Origin of the sequence: Noviherbaspirillum sp. L7-7A, assembly GCF_019052805.1 — a bacterium.
Lineage (GTDB): Bacteria > Pseudomonadota > Gammaproteobacteria > Burkholderiales > Burkholderiaceae_D > Noviherbaspirillum_A.
In genome coordinates, this window is the sequence record NZ_JAHQRJ010000001.1 from 258,404 (window position 1) to 276,735 (window position 18,332).

The window sequence follows — 18,332 nt, forward strand, 5'->3', positions numbered from 1 at the left end:
TGCCGCTTTTCCCTTTTTGCCTTCACCATCATGACCCAGGACAAACAAAAGCAGGCGGTTGCCCGCGCAGCAATCGATTACGTTGACGACGGCGTCATCATCGGCGTTGGCACCGGTTCCACCGCCAATTTCTTCATCGACGAACTGGGCAAGGTGCGTGACCGTATCCGGGGTGCCGTCGCCTCTTCGGAAGCCACGGCGGCACGGCTGCAGTCGCATGGCATCCGCGTGTTCGACCTGAATGACGTGGACGCGCTGCCGGTCTATATCGATGGCGCGGACGAGATCAACGCCCAGGGCGCGATGATCAAGGGCGGCGGCGCGGCATTGACGCGGGAAAAAATTGTCACCTCGGCGGCGGACAAATTCATCTGCATCGCCGACAGATCCAAACTGGTGGACACCCTCGGCAAGTTCCCGCTGCCGGTGGAAGTGATCCCGATGGCGCATCGCGTCGTCAGCCGCAAGCTGGCGGCGCTGGGCGGCCAGCCGACGTTGCGCCTGAAAGATGGCCAGCCCCTGGTCACCGACAACGGTTGCTACATCCTGGATGTGGCTGGCTTGCAGATCAGCAATCCGGCGCAGTTCGAAGCAACCGTCAACAACATCGTCGGCGTGGTGACGGTAGGCCTGTTTGCCCAGCGGTGTGCCGACGTGGCCCTGCTGGGAACAAAAGACGGCGTGCGGAAGCTGACATTTTAGAGGCGCGATTGATGGTAGCCGGGGCCTGCTTCGTCCAGCGAGCGACAGGCCTGGCGCCAGACGCATGACCGGATATGGGTAGCAGGCAGAACAACGCCTTCTGTTCGCTTCCCGCACGGTGAAGTCTGCAGACCGGCCCCGGCTGCTTTCCTGTTTCGATGACGCAAGGATTGCAGAGCTTGGCACTTTCACGAGTCAGTTCTGGGATGCCCTGTTCAATCTGGCCACGACGCGCCGCACAAGGGTGGGGCGTATGTTCATAGACTTGAACAGGGATTTGGCAAAATTCCGGCCAGAAAATTTTATCTGATTTGTCATGAAGGAAAAAAAGCTAGGAAACATAAGCAGTTCAAATACCGTGTCATGCTGCGTCGCAAACTGCTCCTTGTATTCGTCCCCGCCCGGAGTGAGGTCAAGCGTGGAAAAATTTTCCTGGTGAAGAAACGCCCCTAGCATCAATAACTGGATTTTCCCCGGGGACTGTTCCCCAAAGTAGCTGGATTGTCCGTTGATTCCCAAATGCAGCCAATCCCGGCTGATCAGGCCGGCGTGGAATGCAGCCATTTGCTTGCCCACATTCAGAATCGTCGTGTGGAGAATTCCCCGCTTGTGAAGTTCAATGTAGAACTTTCCCTTCAGTTGATCGTCCTTGAAGGGCGATACGAAGTTCTTTTCCTTCTGGCGTGAATCGTATTTTTCGCAGATCTCGCCAAATGAATTCATGAATTCTTGGTGGTCCTTGATCCTCTCGAAAGAAAGCTCGCCTGATCTTTTGAGCTTGTTGATTTTTCCCCTGTTCTTCTTGCTGTTCAGGCGGACAGCGATGTCAGAGGCGGAAAGCTTCATCAGGGGTCGATGATGGCTTTGCAGGCGATAAAAGCAGCCGGATCTGGAGGATTTAATCCATTCCAGGGGAGCGCCATCGTTGATATACCTTAAATGCAGTATTGCACTCGGAAAAGCCCTCCTTATCGCTTCGATGGCCTGTGTAATGAATCGATTGTCATTGTCCGCGCGTTCAATCCAGCACTGATATTCCGCCTCTACCATTCCCGCGCCAACCAGCATTTTTCCATTGTTAATCAAGGCCAACGGCAAAAATCCTGTTACCAAATCATCACTCTGGTCGGCAAGAACGACTGGAATACATCTTTCTGCGTAGATCTGGTACCACGGAAGAATGAAGTCAGGATGCTGGCAAGCGGTTGACCAGCTGCAGTCGTCTAAAAGGCACTGCCATCCGGCCATGAATTGTTGAGAACTGATCCAGGCTATCGCCTCGTCTCCGGTTTTGACAGAAACCGTCATCGCAACCTCCTGTTCTTGATACGAATTTTCGGATCCGATCTGCCGCTCTATCCTGGTCCTCTGTTCCGCTAACATCTTGTTGTCGGAAGGTCACCAAACTCAGGCGGACTTTTCGAAGCGCTTGATGGAATAAGCAGTCTTCAGGAATGTAAAACTATGCCGCACCCTTAGATGTTGCACATTTCTAAAATCGCTTCATCAAGCCAGACGCACGATCTTTCATGGTTCGCAAATGATCGAGGATGAAATACAGGATCTTCGACTGCGCATCAAGCTTGCCTTCCGCCTTGGATTTTTTAAGCGCAGCCAGTTTTAACTGCACCCAAAGTCGGGACCGGTAAATCCATCGTCCATAGATCATGCGCAAAGCAAACTGCGGATTCAATGCCAATTGAAATCTGGAGCGATATATGGCTATGCTTTCAAGACTCCGAGGCGCTCCCCCGAACAAGCTCTTGTAGTGATTGTTTCCGCTCATAAAATTAAATCTCTTGTAGCCCCGGTCGATGCATTCGCAAATAGTCAGATAGATGCTGAGCATGCCCAGGGAATACTTGTCGTATTTCGGATCATGCGAAACGATATGGCCTATGTGAGTGCTACCCACGATGTAGCCTATGCTGCCGCCGCAGACTGATCCGTCGATCCTGGCGACACCTATCAAGCCGGACGTTTTGGAAAGCCCAATCACTTTCTGAATCTCTTCGGATTCTCTTGCATACACTTTATTGATATGGTTCATTCGCGCTTTATTGAGGTTGATAAGCTTGTACAGGTCTTTTTCTTCCGCGAGATTCCCATCAGAAAACGTCATGCGGAATGAAGGGCAGTCGGAGGAAAGGCGGGCCATTGCCCGTTTTATATTGCCCCGTGTCTTGCTGCCGAGCGTTGCGAGATAGTCTTTCCGGGTAGCAGGAAGATCGAGGACGATGTCGGAAGGACAATCGACGCGCTGACAGGGATAAGGGAAATTTTCAATTTGCAGTTGTATGGAATCAAATAATATGACATCTACTGTTCCATATTTTTCAAATATAAAATCACAGAAACGACGCAAGTCATCGCCGCTTATTTCCATTCCTTTGTTAATAACCTCCACTTGGTTCTTTTTTCGCTGAAACAATAATACAGTAATGATGGAATCATTATCTCTGACGACGTAAGTGCTGGTATCCGCGGTTATTTTTGTATTGGTCTCCAGATAAGGCAGCGAGGAAAAAAGATCTCCATACAGATTTTCCAGCGCATTGCATACAAATCCGGGAACTGTATTTTCGTGGCACGATATCAGGAATTTATTTTCTCTCTGCTGAAGCATTGAATCGTCATGGTCACTAGAAAACGCGCCAATGATTTCTGGGTAATCAATAGGGTTATTCATGGGGTGGACTCTGTTTTCTATCGATCAGGAAATTTATTCGCGAGACACGACGCACGGGGCTTTTCTGTCGCAATTGTACTAAGGTGATATTGAAAAAATAAATAACATAAGTCGATTAAACCAGCCCGGCTTGGCGCGTTTTGATCATAAAAGTAGATGCCGAGCAGGGGAATACGCGCATGGTCCAGGGATATTGCCGCTGCGTCCCCAGCGAGCAGTGCCCAGAATGCGCCAAAGTGCGCATGCATGGAAGGTATTGCCCATCCAGCCGGAAACTATTCCCGGTTCTCAGATTGTCAGCGCTGTCTGGCTGGACGATGCGGCAATCAAGGTCGATGGCATGATTTCGGTGGTAAAGAAGCGTTTGCCATTGTTTTGCACCGCTCAGGAAGATGTAAATCTTCGCAAATCTACCAAATCGCCTTTGCGAAAACCCTCTTTTGAATGATTGAATGCAAGGGTAATCCTAATTTTTTACCCTTGACAACTCAAGGTAGTCAAACAGGATTACGCCATTATCGCCGTGCAAATGGTGGGTTCCCTTGATGCTCGGGAAAAAATTTGGCGCGACGGAACAAATCTCGTTTTCAATATAGCTTTCCTTGTCGAGAGTCGTTATCTTGTTGATCGAAAATCCATTTCCATACCTGTCGAAACCCTGTTTTTGACCAATACGGAAATAATCGCCTTGCTGAATTAAAAGCCCGCCATTCCGGGCTTTCGTGGAATCCGAGATGAAAGGGTTTTTGGAGTGCGGCGTCCACTTTCCATTGACTGGATCGTCGGAAAAGAAAATAAACAATTCAGAACAGTTTTCCCCGCTGTCGCTGGGGTCAATGTTCGTAAACAGCCACCATAGACCATCCCTTTGGAAAATCATGGTTCCCACCGCTTCCACGTCATGCATCAGGACCCTGGATAACGACCATTTCAGCGGGAAGTCTACACATTCATACAATCTGATCTCGCCGATACCTGACGTTTCCGGGCACATATAGAGCTTGCCATTGAAACGAAACAGGTAAGGGAACGATACATGAAAAGGCTCTATTAGGGCATCTCCAACCAGTTCCGGCTTTTTGCCAACCAGTTCATAGACCGATATGCAGGCTTTTTCAGCGTTGAAGTCGAATTTTTCAACGAAACAGAAATCCCTATTGTTCTCCGTGATGGAAAATGGCGTGGCCAATGAACAATTTGGGGGATTCGGTATCCTGCTGGAGCGCCACATGACGAGATTTTTCCACTCATTTCGCGAGAACGCGACACCCCAGCGATACTTCCTCTTCAGTAACCGGCGCGTTATCACCTTTTCTGCCAAGGAAGACACCAGCCTGGCTGTATAAGTGGCCTGATCGAACAGGCCGGGCTTCTTGAACAACTGGTTGAAATAAGGATGGGCCTCCTTGGCCGCTGGCAGTTTCCTTGTCGTGGCAATTTCATTGAGCAGGCTTTTCATATAAAAATTGGCTTTTTTATACAATGCGGCCTGGTTGAGCAGGAAATGGAACCTAGTGGGAAATTTGCCGCTTACCAGAATATGGCCACCATCCAGCTCCTCTGTGAGCTGCTGGATGACGAAACCGGTAGCGTCCTGCCTGAATAGTACTTCCCAGAACCCGGGCGGCCCACCGCGGTTAATCTCGTTATCCGCATGGTGAAACGACAAAATACCGAATTTAGCGGCACTGAGAATGGAGCCGCTGAGTATGCCGGAACCATATCTGATCAGTACATCCAGTTCCAGCGACTTTATCTTGCTTACGTCTTGCTCGGAGTAGCGGTATATATATCCGCTCTTTGATTTTTGAGGTTCGATATATAGGGACTGTGGAACGATATCGTCCAGCTTATAAGCCTGGAAATGATTTCGGTGATGGCTGTTTCTCCTGAGAAGAATACTTTCCAGTCTGCTTAGAACGGAAAAGGACGCCTGTGCAACCAGAAATAGCGATCCGTGCTTTCTAAAATAATCGAAGGCTTTCGAGAACTTCCCCTGCCGGGCTGTTTTGTCATTCTGGATGATCAGATGCGAAACCAGTATATTCCCCTGCCTCTGGCACCACTCCGCTATTTCATAAGTATATTTAGTCGTGGTTTTTGAATCGACAATAAGGCCGACATGAAGGGGGGGCAATGAACCTTGCATACTTGTTCTCCGTTCTTGACATTATTCTGGAAAACGCTGTGTTGCTTATAATCTCGCCTGGTTTCATGCTGCCATCAAGACAGGCCTGGATAAGCCTTGACGTTTTCTGATGGTAACGTGGAAAATCGGGCGATACAGTTCTTTTTGTGGAGTGAGGGAAAACTTCCTGCCAGATGTGCAATGGCTAAAAGCAGGATTAAATCAAACAGATGTTTTAAAAGCCGCGCCGCGAAAAGTAATCCGGCAAATATATTGGTTCAGCTCTGCAAGGATTGAAATCACAGGTCGATATTAGTTTCTGCGCAATTTCAGAGTCTGGCAATAATCGGGCGCCGCAGTTGGGAGCTTTCTTGATCTTGGTCAGAGTCACAGACAGGCATTTTGCTGCGGAAACGCCTCTTCGCCCGGGTTTCCTGTCCGCCAGGCATCCCGCGCTCCCCGCCGCGCTGTCGGGCGGACCGGTCCTGTACCTGTACTTTATTGGCGTTAACCGGCTTTAACCTGCCAACAAAAAAGCCGCCCACGGGCCCACGGGCGGCTTTGAATAGGATATGGCACCGCTTCACTCGGACGGCGGCACATAGCCCTGCGCCGCATCGGCGCCTTCGCCAAAGAAATGCTTCTCCATCTGCGTAGCCAGGTATTTGCGGGCACGGGTGTCGGCAAGGTTCAGGCGGTTTTCATTGACCAGCATGGTCTGGTGCTTGAGCCAGGCGGCCCAGGCTTCCTTGGATACGTTTTCCCAGAGACGCTTGCCGAGTTCGCCGGGATACGGCGGGAAATCCAGGCCTTCGGCTTCCTTGTTGAGTTTGATGCAGTGGACCATGCGGGCCATAAAATTCTCCAATTGGTTGATGCGAATAAGTGCGGCCGGATGCGCGCGTTTAAAGAGTCTTGAAGGGTATCAACGGGTCTCAAAAAGTCTTGATCAGCACGAGCGACTTGCGTTGCCAGTTGTACATATGCTGCCGGTCTTCCGGCAGATCGTCCACCGAGGCGGGCACGAAGCCGCGCTTGATGAACCAGTGGGCGGTGCGGGTGGTCAGTACGAACAGCTTCTTCACGCCCGCCGCCCGCGCCCGGTTTTCCATATGCTTCAGCAGGCGTTCGCCATCGCCCTGTGCCTGCACTTCGGGGTTCACCGTCAGGCAAGCCATTTCGGCCATCTGTTCCTCGGGGAAAGGATAGAGCGCCGCGCAGCCGAAGATCACGCCGTCATGCTCGATCACCGAGAAATAATCGATTTCCCGTTCGATCAGCTCGCGGCCGCGCTTGACCAGGGTGCCGTCGGCTTCCAGCGGCTCGATCAGCTTCAGGATGCCGCCAACGTCGTCGATGGTGGCGTCGCGCAGGCTTTCCAGGTTCTGCGACGAGATCATGGTGCCGACGCCGTCGTGAGTGAACAGCTCCAGCAGCGCCGAGCCGTCGGTGGAGAAGGACACGACGTGGGCGCGCGGCACGCCGCCGGTGCAGGCCTGCATCGCATGCTTCAGGTAGAAGGCCGAGTCGGGCGGCAGGGCGCCGCTGTCGATGATGGCGCGCGCCTGGTGGCTCGACAGCTCGTGGATCTCGGCGCCCGTTAGGTCGGTCATCATCGGGGTTTCAGTGATGAAGATGAGCTTGTCGGCGCGTAGCGCAATCGCTGCGGCGACCGCGACGTCTTCCATGGTCAGGTTGAAAATCTCGCCGGTCGGCGAAAAGCCCAGCGGCGACAGCAGCACCAGGCCACCGGCATTGAGAATCGGCTGGATGGTCTCATATGCGATTTTCCGGGACACGCCGGTCAGTTCCAGGTCGACGCCGTCGATGATGCCGATCGGACGGGCGGTCACGAAATTGCCGGAAATGATGCGAATTGCGGCATGCGCCATCGGCGTGTTGGGCAGGCCCTGGCTGAACGCTGCCTCGATGTCCAGCCGCAGTTCGCCGGCCGCTTCCTTGGCACATTCGAGCGCCGCCACGTCGGTGATGCGGATCCCCTTGTGGAAGCGGGCTTCGACATTGCGTAAGGCCAGTTGCTCCTCGACCTGCGGCCGCGAGCCATGCACCACCACAATGCGGATACCCAGCGCGTGCAGCAGCGACAGGTCGTGGGCCAGCACCGGCAGCGCGCCGGCCTTGACCAGCTCGCCCGGAAAGGCAACCACGAATGTTTTACCGCGAAAGGCATGAATATATGGCGCGACCGAACGCAGCCAGGCAACGAACTGAACGGGATTTTCCATGAGCGGCATTATAATTCGGTCCGCTCAGTCTGCACCTGAACCTTTCCAAGAATCCATGCATAGAGAACCCCAGGCACAGACGCCGCAGCAGTCGCAGCCGCCGCAGCAGTCGGATAATGGCCGTCGGCAGCCACCCCCGCGCAATCCGCTGCCAAGAATCCATTTCCCCGAAGAACTGCCGGTCTCGGGCCGGCGCGATGAGATCACGGCCGCGCTGGCGGCGCACCAGGTCATCATCGTCAGCGGCGAAACCGGTTCCGGCAAGACCACCCAGCTGCCCAAGATCTGCCTGGCGCTGGGTCGCGGCGAGCGCGGCCTGATCGGCCACACCCAGCCGCGCCGCATCGCCGCCTCGTCGACTGCACGCCGCATCGCGCAGGAGCTTGGCTCGCCGCTGGGCGAGCATGTCGGCTTCAAGGTCCGCTTCAACGACAACCTGACCAAGGGCGCCTGGGTCAAGCTGATGACCGACGGCATTTTGCTTGCCGAGACCCAGACCGACCCGCTTCTGAAGCAGTACGACACCATCATCATCGACGAGGCGCATGAACGCAGCCTGAACATCGATTTCCTGCTGGGCTACCTGAAGCAGCTACTGCCGCGCCGCCCGGATTTGAAGATCATCATCACCTCGGCCACCATCGATGCCGAGCGCTTCGCGCGTCATTTCGGCCGCCATGGCAAGCCGGCGCCGGTGATCGAGGTGTCGGGCCGCATGTACCCGGTGGAAATCCGCTACCGGCCGGTGGAGCCCGGCGAAGGCGCGGCCAAGCCGGGCGCGGTGCCGACTGCGGCGCAGAAGGGCCGCGGGAAGCGCGACCTGATGGGCGCGGTGGCCGATGCCGTCGATGAGCTGTGCGGCGTGGGTTCTGGTGACGTGCTGGTGTTCCTGCCGGGCGAGCGCGAGATCCGCGATGTCGCCGAAACCCTGCGCAAGCATCATCCGCCGCATGTCGAGATCCTGCCGCTGTTTGCCCGGCTTTCGGCGCAGGAGCAGGAGCGGGTGTTCAAGTCGACCAATGCGCGCCGCATCGTACTGGCCACCAACGTCGCCGAAACCTCGCTGACGGTGCCTGGCATACGCTATGTGGTCGATGCCGGCACCGCGCGCGTGAAGCGCTACAGCTATCGCAACAAGGTCGAGCAGCTGCAGATCGAGCCGATCGCGCAGTCGGCTGCCAACCAGCGCGCCGGCCGTTGCGGCCGGGTCGCCGCCGGCGTCTGCATCCGGCTCTATGACGAGCAGGACTTCCTGCAGCGGCCGAAATTCACCGAGCCGGAAATCCTGCGCTCGTCCCTGGCCGCGGTCATCCTGCGCATGAAGTCGCTGAAGCTGGCCGATGTGGAAAGCTTTCCCTTCATCGAGCCGCCGCTGGGCCGCGCGATCGCCGACGGCTACCAGCTGCTGCAGGAATTGGGCGCGGTGGACGACGCGAATGCCCTGACGCCCCTGGGCCGGCAACTGGCCAAGCTGCCGCTGGACCCGCGGGTGGGCCGCATGATCCTGGCCAGCCGCGACCATGACTGCCTGCATGAAATGCTGATCATCGCCTCGGCGCTGTCGGTGCAGGACCCGCGCGACCGGCCGCTGGAAGCGCAGGCCGCGGCCGACCAGGCGCATCGCAAGTTCGCCGATGACAAGTCCGAATTCCTGAGCTGGCTGAAGATCTGGAAATGGTTCGAGGAAGCGATCGAGCACAAGAAGACCAACCGCCAGCTGCAGGACAACTGCCGCGCCAATTTCCTGTCGCAGATGCGGCTGCGCGAATGGCGCGATGTGCATACCCAGCTGCTGACCGTGGTGCGCGAGCAGGGCTGGCGCTTGAACGATGCGCCAGCCACCTATGAACAGCTGCATTCGGCGCTGTTGACTGGCCTGCTGGGCAATATCGGCTTCAAATCGGAAGAGGACAACCTCTATCTCGGCGCGCGCGGCATCAAGTTCCATATCTGGCCGGGCTCCTACCTGCAGAAGAAGGCCGGGCGCTGGATGGTGGCGGCCGAACTGGTCGACACTACCCGGCTGTATGCCCGCACGATCGCGCAGATCCAGCCGGAATGGCTGGAGCGCATCGGCGGCCATCTGCTGAAGAAGTCCTATGGCGAGCCGCGCTGGGAAAAGCGCGGCGCCCAGGTGGTGGCGTCCGAGCGCGCCACGCTGTATGGCCTGGTGGTTTACAGCCAGCGCCGCATCAGCTATGGCGCGATCAATCCGGCCGAGGCGCGCGAGATCTTCATCCGCGACGCGCTGGTGGGCGGCGACTTCGACACCCGCGCGCCGTTCCTGGCCCATAACCAGAAGCTGGTGCGGGAGATCGAGAACCTGGAGCACAAGTCGCGCCGGCTGGACGTGCTGGTGGACGACGAGCTGATCGCCGCGTTCTACGATGAACTGGTGCCGGAGGATATCCATAACGGCGCCGCCTTCGAGAAGTGGTATCGCAAGGCCAGCGCCGACAACCCCAAGCTGCTGTACCTGAACCGGGAAGACCTCATGCGGCATGAAGCCGCCGGCGTCACCACCGAGCTGTTTCCGAAGGTAATGCGAGTAGCCGGCGTGGAAATGGGCCTGTCTTACCATTTCGAGCCGGGCGCCGCCCGCGACGGGGTGACGCTGACGGTGCCGCTGTTTGCGCTGAACCAGGTGTCGGCCGAGCGTGCCGAATGGCTGGTGCCGGGCATGCTGAAGGAAAAGACGCATCTGCTGCTGAAGTCGCTGCCGCAGAAGCTGCGCCGCCACTGCGTGCCGCTGCCCGACTATGCGGCCGGCTTCGTTGCCAGGGTGGAGGAGCGCAAGATCCACGGCCGCGGCAGCCTGCTCGATGCGCTGATTGCCGATGTGCGCGAGCAGACCGGCGTGATGGTCCGGGTTGGCGACTTCAAGCTGGAGACCCTGCCGGCGCATCACTTCATGAACTTCAAGGTGATCGACGAGCATGGCCGCCAGCTTGACATGGGCCGCAACCTGGCGGCGCTGCAGGCCGAGTTCGGCGGCCAGGCGCGCGAGCAGTTCCAGAAGATCGCCGAGCAGACCGTGATCGCCGACGCGCCGGCGCCGGCAGCGGCCGGCAGAGGCAACGCCGGCAACAGCAAGGGCAGCGATGGCGGGACGGCCGCCGCCGCGCCTGGCGCCTATACCAATCTGACGACCTGGTCCTTCGGCGAATTGCCCGAACTGCTGGAAATCCAGCAGGGCAAACAGAAGCTGATCGGCTTCCCGGCGCTGGTGGACCGCGGCGGCCACTGCGACCTGGAAGTGTTCGACGACCCGGCCGAGGCCGCGCGCATCCACCGCAATGGCCTGCGTCGCCTGTTTGCCCTGCAGCTGAAGGAGCAGATCAAGTTCCTGGAAAAGAACATCCCCGGCCTGCAGCAGATGGGCATGCAGTACATGGCGCTGGGCTCGCAGGAAGAGTTGCGCGACCAGATCATCGAGGCCGGTCTGGACCGCGCCTGCCTGCAGGAGCCGTTGCCGAAGAACGCCGAGGAATTCAGCGCCCGGCGCGACCAGGGCAAGGCCAGGCTCGGGCTGCTGGTCAACGAGATCGCCCGGCTGGCGGCGCAGGTGCTGGCGGAATTCCATGCGCTGCCCAAGAAGCTGCAGGGCGCCCGCGCGCATGCGCAGGCGGTGGCCGACATCCAGTCGCAGGTGCAGGCGCTGGTGGGCAAGCGCTTCATCACCGAGACCGACTATGCCCAGCTTGCGCACTACCCGCGCTATCTGAAGGCCATAGGCGTGCGGCTGGACAAGCTGCGGGCCGACCCGGCGCGCGACGCGAAGCTGATGGCGGAATGGCAGCAGGCTGCCGCCCCCTGGCAACGGGCGATGAAGGGGCAGGGTGGGCGCGACCCGAAAATGCAGGAATACCGCTGGCTGCTGGAAGAACTGCGGGTGTCGCTGTTCGCGCAAGAACTGAAGACGCCGATGCCGGTGTCGGCCAAGCGGCTGCAGAAGGTATGGGAGGCGATGCAGCGGTAATGGCAGGGATTTTCAGGTTGCCATATGTTGCGCTTGCGAAACAGTCTGCGCGGCACGTGGCACGACGCTAGGTTTATCCCTGAAAATTACTCATAATCGTCGCTGCCCGGGACAGTGTGCCCGGTATTGTTTTTATAGGAAGGACGCTGCATGACGCTGGACCTGATCGATTACCTGATTGCCGCAGCAGGCCTGCTCGTGTTGGCAATCTGGTTCGATCGCTGGTGGCGCAAGTAAGGCGCGTCGGCCCGTGTACCGGGCATCAGGCCGTTACCGGCCATCCCTGATCCCTGATCGGCAACCACGGCACGGGACGATTCAAAGATGCTGGGTGACGGATCGCCCTGCAGAAGGCTTATTCCCTTCTCCACGAGCATCCTGCCGATCAGTCGCGAACCGATATCATTCAGGTGCCCGCTATCCCTGTACAGCGGGACGTTGTCTATGATGGCGTGGCAATGCCCGCCATCGCAGATCGCCTTGTTCGGATCGATATAGCTTATCGTGGGAAATTCCCGCTTCAGGGTCTCGAACATCAGCCGTTGCCTGCCATTGGGCTGAGCGACCGTGTCGCAGCTGTCAGCACTGCCAAACAGTAGTCGCCGGATCGGGCAATTGGCATTCGTCGTGCCTTGATTGTTCAGAATAATGATTGGTTTTGCGCCGGCGGAAAGAATACTGGAAACCGAATCCCTCAGGCCCTCGTGAAGCCGCGCAAAGTAAGCGGCCGTGCCATCGTTCGGCCAGGAAGCGGCCAGGATCACATACTTGTAACTGCCTGACGCGATGATGTCGTAGCTCAGCCTGTTCCTTGACCTGCACTTTTCGGCATAGGAGGCGCTTGGCCCCAAGGCGATTTCCTTGAGCGGCATGCAGCCATCCATCGTGTAGTGCATCACGGCCACGTCGTCCTGCCTTGCCAGCACATCCACCATGCCGGTGAAATGGTTCGCATAGGAGTCGCCGATGAGAATCATCTCGGCCGGCTTGGACGAAGCGCCGAGGATGCAGGACGAGTCCAGGGCGCGCTGATAAAAGAACGTGGGGGAATGGCATTGATGGTGCAATTTCTCCGGCGCCGTGGCGATGATCTTTTCATACTCCACCACGCGTGGGTCGAACCGGCCTGGCAGCCCGCCATTTCCAATGACCGCAACCGATGCAAAGGCCAGCATGGTGAGCGGCATGACATAGCGCCGCCCTGCGGTCATGGCAAATGTCATCTCGGCACCCGAGCGGCGGAACGGAATTTCAACGAATTTCCACGACAGGAATGCGATCACGATGGAACCTGCGAAGATCAGCACGCCGCTGACGAGGGTGATTGGTATCTCCAGATAAGTGGCATAGGCAATCACGGGCCAATGCCAGAGGTAGAGGGAATACGAAATCAGACCGATGAATACCATGGGTTTGGCTGACAGCGCCCGTGCGGTCAATGTCCGCGAGTTTGCACCGGAGGCGATCAGCAGGGCAGTCCCCAGGCAGGGATAAAGCGCATTCACGCCAGGGAAAGGGGCGGCTTCGGTAAGGAAGAAAAGGCTCCCGAACATCAGCGCCGAGCCAGCCAGGCCGCATACCGTGGACGCAAGGAAGCTGAACGGAGCGCCTTTGTGGCAAATTAAAATGGCCAGCGCGCCGCCGGTCATCAGTTCAAAGAACCGGGTGGGCAGCAGGTAATAGGAGGCGGAAGCGGCAACGCGTACACCGAGCTCCGATGCCACCACGGCAGCCAGCAGGCCCAGCATGATCGAGATGAACAGCGCGGTCGGGCGCAAGCGTGCAAGCGCCAGGAGAAGGATGGGCCAGATAATGTAAAACTGTTCCTCGACGCCTAGGGACCACGTATGCAGCAGCGCCGCCTCATCGACGCCGCCATTGAAGTAATTTCCATATTCGCGCCAGAAGTAGATATTCGACACCGCGGCAGCCGCAGCGACCGCGCCCTTGAACAGGCGCGTCAGATCTGTTGGCGACAGGATCGCCAGGCCAAATGCCAGTACAACGGCAATCATGACAAACAGTGGGGGAATAATGCGGTTGATGCGGCGCCGGTAAAAGGCGGCAAAGCAAAAATTGCCGTTCCGGATCTGGCTATAGATCAGCAACGTTATCAGGTAGCCGGATATGACAAAAAAGATATCGACGCCCGCAAATCCGCCCGGGACGAGTCTTTTCTCTATATGGAACAGCACCACCGAGATGACGGCAACCGCGCGCAGGCCGTCGATGTCGGGTCGATACGCCAATCTGTCCTTGCTATCCATGGCCTTCGTTGTTCCAGTCCGTGGTTGTCCTCTCATCCGCCTTGGAAAACCCCGGCCGGGCCCCATGCATGCGAAGGTCTTGCGTGTTCACGCTCGCGCGGAGAGGTCGTTGAACGCCAAGCCGCCGTGCCGCCAGCCTGCGTTGTCGTTCCGGGTGCGTACTTCTACCCATCCCAACCCATGAGGCGCCTTGAAACCGCGTCTTATTCCGTCTGGCGCCGCTGGGATCGTCGCCAACAGCAGTGCCATTGGCTCTTTACCCGCCTTGCCAGCCAAAAAAATCCATCGATTCATCTGGCACGTCATGGATCAGTATCGATATCACGCTTGACCCTGGCCGATGCCGTGGCCTGGCATGGCGGTCGCTTCTCTATACATGGCCGCATGGGAATGCAGCAGCCCTGAAAGCGTGCTGGCGCCGACGCCGGGCGAGGCCTGGCGGGCATGCACCACATAGAAGTCCATGCTGCTGTGATAGTGCGCCGGGATGGGCAACAGGCACAGGCGCTCATCGCGCAAATAGCGCTCCACGCGTTGCAGCGGCAGCCACGCATAACCCATGCCGGCTTCCAGTGCCGCCAGCGCGGTGTCAATGCTGCTGACATGCCAGGAAGACGCGTCTGACTTGCGACCCGCAGAAGCCGCCTTTACGCTTCCGCCGACATCGAGAACGATGCGTCTATGCCGTTTCAACTCCATTTCCGAAGGCGGCATATTGGCTTGCGCCAGCGGATGGTCGAAACAGGTGACCATTGCATATTGCACGGACAGCAGCCGGTCGGCGATCAAGCCCGGCGGCACATTGGCGCAAATTGCCAGATCCACCGTGTTATGCGCAATGGCCTGTTCGACCTGCGGGCCACTGTCTTCGAACAGGGTGACCTTCACGTGCGGCGCGCTGGTGGTGAAGCGGCGTATGGCCGCCATCAGAAAATCCTGCGGACAATTATGGTCCACCATCAGGCGCAATTCCGGCTCCCAGCCCATGCGCATTTTTTCCGCCAGGACTTCGAGTTCGATTGCGCTGCGGATGACCTCCCGCGAGTATTCCATCAGGGCGCGGCCCTCTTCCGTCACATGCGCCTTGCGGCCCTCTACCTTCAAGAGCGCAATTCCCAGCTGCTCCTGCATCTTGGCCAATGTATAGCTGATGGCAGACTGGCTGACATGCAGGTACTCGGCTGCTGCGCTGAAGCCGTTGCAGTCGATGACTGCATGCAGCATGCGCCACTGCTTCAATGTAATTCTCGCGCGTCGGCTGTCGTAAGCCCGGGAGTTGCGTGTCGCTGGCATGTTCTGCTGCTCTCGCACTGCCAGGATGTCAGTATTGGTTTCTACCAGTTTCATTTTTTAACGTATCGCCTGATGAATAGACCAAAAATCTGGCGGGCAAGGGATGTGACCGACCTTTTCGCAGACACCAACATGGGTCGAAGGGTCGTTTAGAAAATCCAGAATACGAGAGCTTGACGGGCGCATCTTTAACATTTGTCAAGATTGACGAACATCGGCCACAGCGTTCACGCCAATTAACAAACGGCAAGAATCCGAAGCAAGTCATGCATTCGATCTCATGGATGGATACGAGCGTTGTGTTTAAAGCGCGTTCTATCGAATTTTCATACTTATTGTGCCAAGGTCGAATCCGTAGAATCTGACTGCGCACCAGCCATCCGCAAACCAAACCGATGCTCGTGCTGCCGGGAGCAAACAATGAATTTGTCTCAGAGTGACGCCAGAGGCCATGCCTTGACTGGGCAGCTGCGCAGGGCAGCTGACTATGGGCAATATTGGGATGGAGGGACACAATGATACCCATGTCCGACATGTGGGCGGTGGTAGGCGTACCGGCCATTACCAGCTTTCTTGTCAGCCTGCTTATCGTGTGGACCGAGCGCTGGCACGGCAAGTACACGTTCGATATCGATATCGCCGGCATACAGAAGATGCACCGCAAGCCGGTGCCGCGTGTGGGCGGCATCGCCCTCATTGCCGGCGTGGCTGCGGTCGTGCTGTTCGGGTGGCTGTACCGTCCGCCCTCGGCGATGAAAAACCATAGCCATGACGTACTGCTGCTGCTGGTGGCCGGCATGCCATGTTTTCTGATGGGCCTGAAGGAAGACCTGACAAAGCGGGTTTCGGTGCGTGCGCGGCTGATGGCGACATTCGGCAGCGGCCTGCTGGCAGCATGGTTGTTAGGCGCTTACCTGCCCAGGCTCGATATCTACGGCGTCGACCATCTGATGCAATACGGGCCGTTGGCATTGATCGTTACCGCAGTGGCCGTGGCCGGGGTCGCCAACGCGATCAATATCATCGATGGTTTCAATGGCCTGGCCGGCAGCGCGGTCACAATCATGCTGTGCGGCATGGGAATCCTGGCCTGGCAGTTCAATGACATGTTCATGGTGACGCTGATACTTGCCGGCATCGGCACCATGCTGGGCTTCCTGGCCGTGAATTACCCGACCGGCCGCCTGTTCATGGGTGACGGCGGCGCCTACGTGGCCGGCTTCTGGGTGGCCGAGACTGCGGTGCTGCTCGTGATCCGTCACCCGACCATGTCGCCTTGGCAGGTGCTGGCTATCTGCGCTTATCCGGTGATCGAGGTGCTGTACAGCATCTATCGCCGAAAAATCGTGCGCAGGAGCAGCCCTGGCGCGCCGGACCGATTGCACCTGCATACGTTGCTATACCGGCGGCTGATATGCCGCTGGCTGCCGGTCACCACGCTGCCGCGCTGGAAGGGGAATGCCGTTGTGGCTGGCATCGTCGTGGTCTGGCTCAGCAGCGCCAGTCTTGCAGCCATCCTGCTTGGCAGCAAATCCTGGGTGGCCTTCAACCTGGTGGTGCTGCAAATCCTGATTTACATGGCGGTATATGCGCGGCTGGTGCGAGGGCACTGGTGCCTGAACGTGATCGTGATGCTGGGTCTGCGCGCCGAACGTACCAGGGTGGCGGCATGAGCATGCAACTTACGGGGCGGCCGGGCCAGGGCCCGAATTTGATTAACCTGCAGCAGGGAGAGTCCTTCATGAATGTTTCCTCATCAACCGTCATTGCCGTTGTTGGCCTGGGCTATGTCGGCCTCCCACTGGCCGTCGAGTTCGGCAAGCAGTACCCCACCATCGGTTTTGATATCAATCAGCGCAGGGTAAGCGAATTGATGCAGGGCGTGGACACGACACTGGAAATCGACCAGGCCGACCTCACGGCGGCGAGCCGTCTCACCTTCACTACCCGGCCGCAGGAACTGGTGCGCGCCTCGGTCTACATCGTGACCGTGCCGACCCCGATAGACCGCCACAAGCAGCCCGATCTGACACCGATTGAAAGAGCGTCTGAAACCATAGGCAATGTCCTGAAGCGCGGCGACGTGGTGGTGTACGAATCGACCGTTTATCCTGGAGCCACCGAGGAATTCGCGGTGCCGGTGCTCGAGCGCGCATCCGGACTGCAATTCAACAAGGACTTTACCGTTGGCTACAGCCCCGAGCGCATCAATCCGGGCGACCGCAGCCACCGGCTCACCAGCATCATGAAAGTGACGTCCGGCTCAACGCCGGAAGCGGCCGATTTCGTTAATGCGCTCTATGCCAGCATCATCCCGGCCGGAACCCACAAGGCGTCGTCGGTCAAGGTGGCGGAGGCGGCCAAGGTGATCGAAAACACCCAGCGCGACCTGAACATCGCGCTGATGAACGAGTTCGCGATCATCTTCAAGAAGATAGGCATAGACACCGAGGAAGTGCTCCAGGCGGCTGGCACCAAGTGGAACTTCCTGGGCTTCCGGCCTGGCCTGGTTGGCGGCCACTGCATAGGCGTGGACCCGTACTACCTCACGCACAAGGCGGCGGCGCTGGGCTATCACCCGCAGGTGATCCTGGCCGGGCGCCGCATCAACGACAACATGGGTGGCTATGTCGTGGGCCAGCTGGTCAAGAAGATGCTGAAGTCACAGATACCTGTGGTGAACGCGTCCATTCTCATCATGGGCCTGTCATTCAAGGAAAACTGCCCGGACCTGCGCAACACCAAGGTGGCCGACATCATCAACGAGTTGAAGAGCTACAACGTCAACATCGATGTGTATGACCCGTGGATCATTCCGGAAGATGCGCAGCATGAATACGGCGTGACGCCGGTGCGTGAACTGCATGAAGGCAAGTACGACGCCATTATCCTGGCAGTGGCGCACGATGAGTTCCGCGCGATCGGCAGCCAGAAGCTGCACAGCTATGGCAAGCCTATGCATGTACTGTACGACCTCAAGTACATGCTGCCCAAGGACGAATCGGACATGCGGCTGTGAACGCGCGGA

Annotated in this window: 12 protein-coding genes; 5 read left to right on the forward strand and 7 right to left on the reverse strand. The window is 57.6% G+C overall.

Going from position 1 to position 18,332, the window contains the following annotated elements; translation table 11 throughout:
- Positions 1-30 precede the first annotated feature (30 nt).
- Positions 31-702 (forward strand): ribose-5-phosphate isomerase RpiA, encoded by a 672-nt coding sequence (rpiA, locus tag KTQ42_RS01245; protein ID WP_217343843.1) that lies wholly within the window; start codon positions 31-33, stop codon positions 700-702.
- 195 nt (positions 703-897) lie between these two features.
- On the opposite strand, the gene KTQ42_RS01250 is transcribed toward rpiA, so the two are convergent.
- Together KTQ42_RS01250 and KTQ42_RS01255 are read right to left on the reverse strand one after the other, a co-directional pair.
- Complete coding sequence (locus tag KTQ42_RS01250; RefSeq protein WP_217343844.1) at positions 898-2,010, reverse strand: GNAT family N-acetyltransferase; 1,113 nt, start codon at positions 2,008-2,010, stop codon at positions 898-900.
- A 184-nt stretch (positions 2,011-2,194) separates the two neighbouring features.
- On the reverse strand, positions 2,195-3,391 hold the full coding sequence (locus KTQ42_RS01255; RefSeq protein ID WP_217343845.1) for a GNAT family N-acetyltransferase: 1,197 nt from the start codon (positions 3,389-3,391) through the stop codon (positions 2,195-2,197).
- 226 nt (positions 3,392-3,617) lie between these two features.
- Between KTQ42_RS01255 and KTQ42_RS01260 the strand changes: the two genes are divergently transcribed.
- Entirely contained in the window at positions 3,618-3,839 is a 222-nt protein-coding gene (locus KTQ42_RS01260) for a hypothetical protein (RefSeq protein WP_217343846.1), read from the forward strand.
- 18 nt (positions 3,840-3,857) lie between these two features.
- Here KTQ42_RS01260 and KTQ42_RS01265 read toward each other — a convergent pair whose 3' ends face one another.
- The 3 genes from KTQ42_RS01265 to argA form a co-directional block, all read right to left on the reverse strand.
- Complete coding sequence (locus KTQ42_RS01265; RefSeq protein WP_217343847.1) at positions 3,858-5,540, reverse strand: hypothetical protein; 1,683 nt, start codon at positions 5,538-5,540, stop codon at positions 3,858-3,860.
- A 562-nt stretch (positions 5,541-6,102) separates the two neighbouring features.
- Entirely contained in the window at positions 6,103-6,375 is a 273-nt protein-coding gene (locus KTQ42_RS01270) for an oxidative damage protection protein (RefSeq protein ID WP_217343848.1), read from the reverse strand.
- Positions 6,376-6,454: 79 nt separating this feature from the next.
- Positions 6,455-7,765, reverse strand: a complete 1,311-nt coding sequence (argA, locus tag KTQ42_RS01275; protein WP_217343849.1) for an amino-acid N-acetyltransferase — start codon at positions 7,763-7,765, stop codon at positions 6,455-6,457.
- A gap of 55 nt (positions 7,766-7,820) precedes the next feature.
- Between argA and hrpA the strand changes: the two genes are divergently transcribed.
- Positions 7,821-11,744 carry an ATP-dependent RNA helicase HrpA gene (gene hrpA / locus KTQ42_RS01280; RefSeq protein WP_217343850.1) on the forward strand — a complete coding sequence of 1,308 codons (3,924 nt, stop codon included), beginning with the start codon at positions 7,821-7,823 and terminating at the stop codon, positions 11,742-11,744.
- Positions 11,745-11,914: 170 nt separating this feature from the next.
- Here hrpA and KTQ42_RS01285 read toward each other — a convergent pair whose 3' ends face one another.
- Both KTQ42_RS01285 and KTQ42_RS01290 read right to left on the reverse strand, forming a co-directional pair.
- Positions 11,915-14,011 carry an acyltransferase family protein gene (locus KTQ42_RS01285; RefSeq protein WP_217343851.1) on the reverse strand — a complete coding sequence of 699 codons (2,097 nt, stop codon included), beginning with the start codon at positions 14,009-14,011 and terminating at the stop codon, positions 11,915-11,917.
- A gap of 321 nt (positions 14,012-14,332) precedes the next feature.
- A complete protein-coding gene (locus KTQ42_RS01290) occupies positions 14,333-15,358 on the reverse strand; it encodes a LysR family transcriptional regulator (RefSeq protein WP_217343852.1) in 1,026 nt (341 codons plus the stop codon).
- Positions 15,359-15,819: 461 nt separating this feature from the next.
- Here KTQ42_RS01290 and KTQ42_RS01295 point away from each other — a divergent pair, with 461 nt between their 5' ends.
- Positions 15,820-16,977, forward strand: a complete 1,158-nt coding sequence (locus KTQ42_RS01295) for a glycosyltransferase (protein ID WP_217343853.1) — start codon at positions 15,820-15,822, stop codon at positions 16,975-16,977.
- Between the two features lie 68 nt (positions 16,978-17,045).
- Positions 17,046-18,323 carry a Vi polysaccharide biosynthesis UDP-N-acetylglucosamine C-6 dehydrogenase TviB gene (gene tviB / locus KTQ42_RS01300; RefSeq protein ID WP_217343855.1) on the forward strand — a complete coding sequence of 426 codons (1,278 nt, stop codon included), beginning with the start codon at positions 17,046-17,048 and terminating at the stop codon, positions 18,321-18,323.
- The last annotated feature ends 9 nt before the right edge of the window (positions 18,324-18,332 follow it).

Bases quoted from the DNA above. Each gene is read 5' to 3' on its own strand.
- rpiA (WP_217343843.1), top strand. From the start codon at position 31: ATGACCCAGGACAAACAAAAGCAGGCGGTTGCCCGCGCAGCAATCGAT.
- KTQ42_RS01250 (WP_217343844.1), bottom strand. From the start codon at position 2,010: ATGACGGTTTCTGTCAAAACCGGAGACGAGGCGATAGCCTGGATCAGT.
- KTQ42_RS01255 (WP_217343845.1), bottom strand. From the start codon at position 3,391: ATGAATAACCCTATTGATTACCCAGAAATCATTGGCGCGTTTTCTAGT.
- KTQ42_RS01260 (WP_217343846.1), top strand. From the start codon at position 3,618: ATGCGCCAAAGTGCGCATGCATGGAAGGTATTGCCCATCCAGCCGGAA.
- KTQ42_RS01265 (WP_217343847.1), bottom strand. From the start codon at position 5,540: ATGCAAGGTTCATTGCCCCCCCTTCATGTCGGCCTTATTGTCGATTCA.
- KTQ42_RS01270 (WP_217343848.1), bottom strand. From the start codon at position 6,375: ATGGCCCGCATGGTCCACTGCATCAAACTCAACAAGGAAGCCGAAGGC.
- argA (WP_217343849.1), bottom strand. From the start codon at position 7,765: ATGGAAAATCCCGTTCAGTTCGTTGCCTGGCTGCGTTCGGTCGCGCCA.
- hrpA (WP_217343850.1), top strand. From the start codon at position 7,821: ATGCATAGAGAACCCCAGGCACAGACGCCGCAGCAGTCGCAGCCGCCG.
- KTQ42_RS01285 (WP_217343851.1), bottom strand. From the start codon at position 14,011: ATGGATAGCAAGGACAGATTGGCGTATCGACCCGACATCGACGGCCTG.
- KTQ42_RS01290 (WP_217343852.1), bottom strand. From the start codon at position 15,358: ATGAAACTGGTAGAAACCAATACTGACATCCTGGCAGTGCGAGAGCAG.
- KTQ42_RS01295 (WP_217343853.1), top strand. From the start codon at position 15,820: ATGATACCCATGTCCGACATGTGGGCGGTGGTAGGCGTACCGGCCATT.
- tviB (WP_217343855.1), top strand. From the start codon at position 17,046: ATGAATGTTTCCTCATCAACCGTCATTGCCGTTGTTGGCCTGGGCTAT.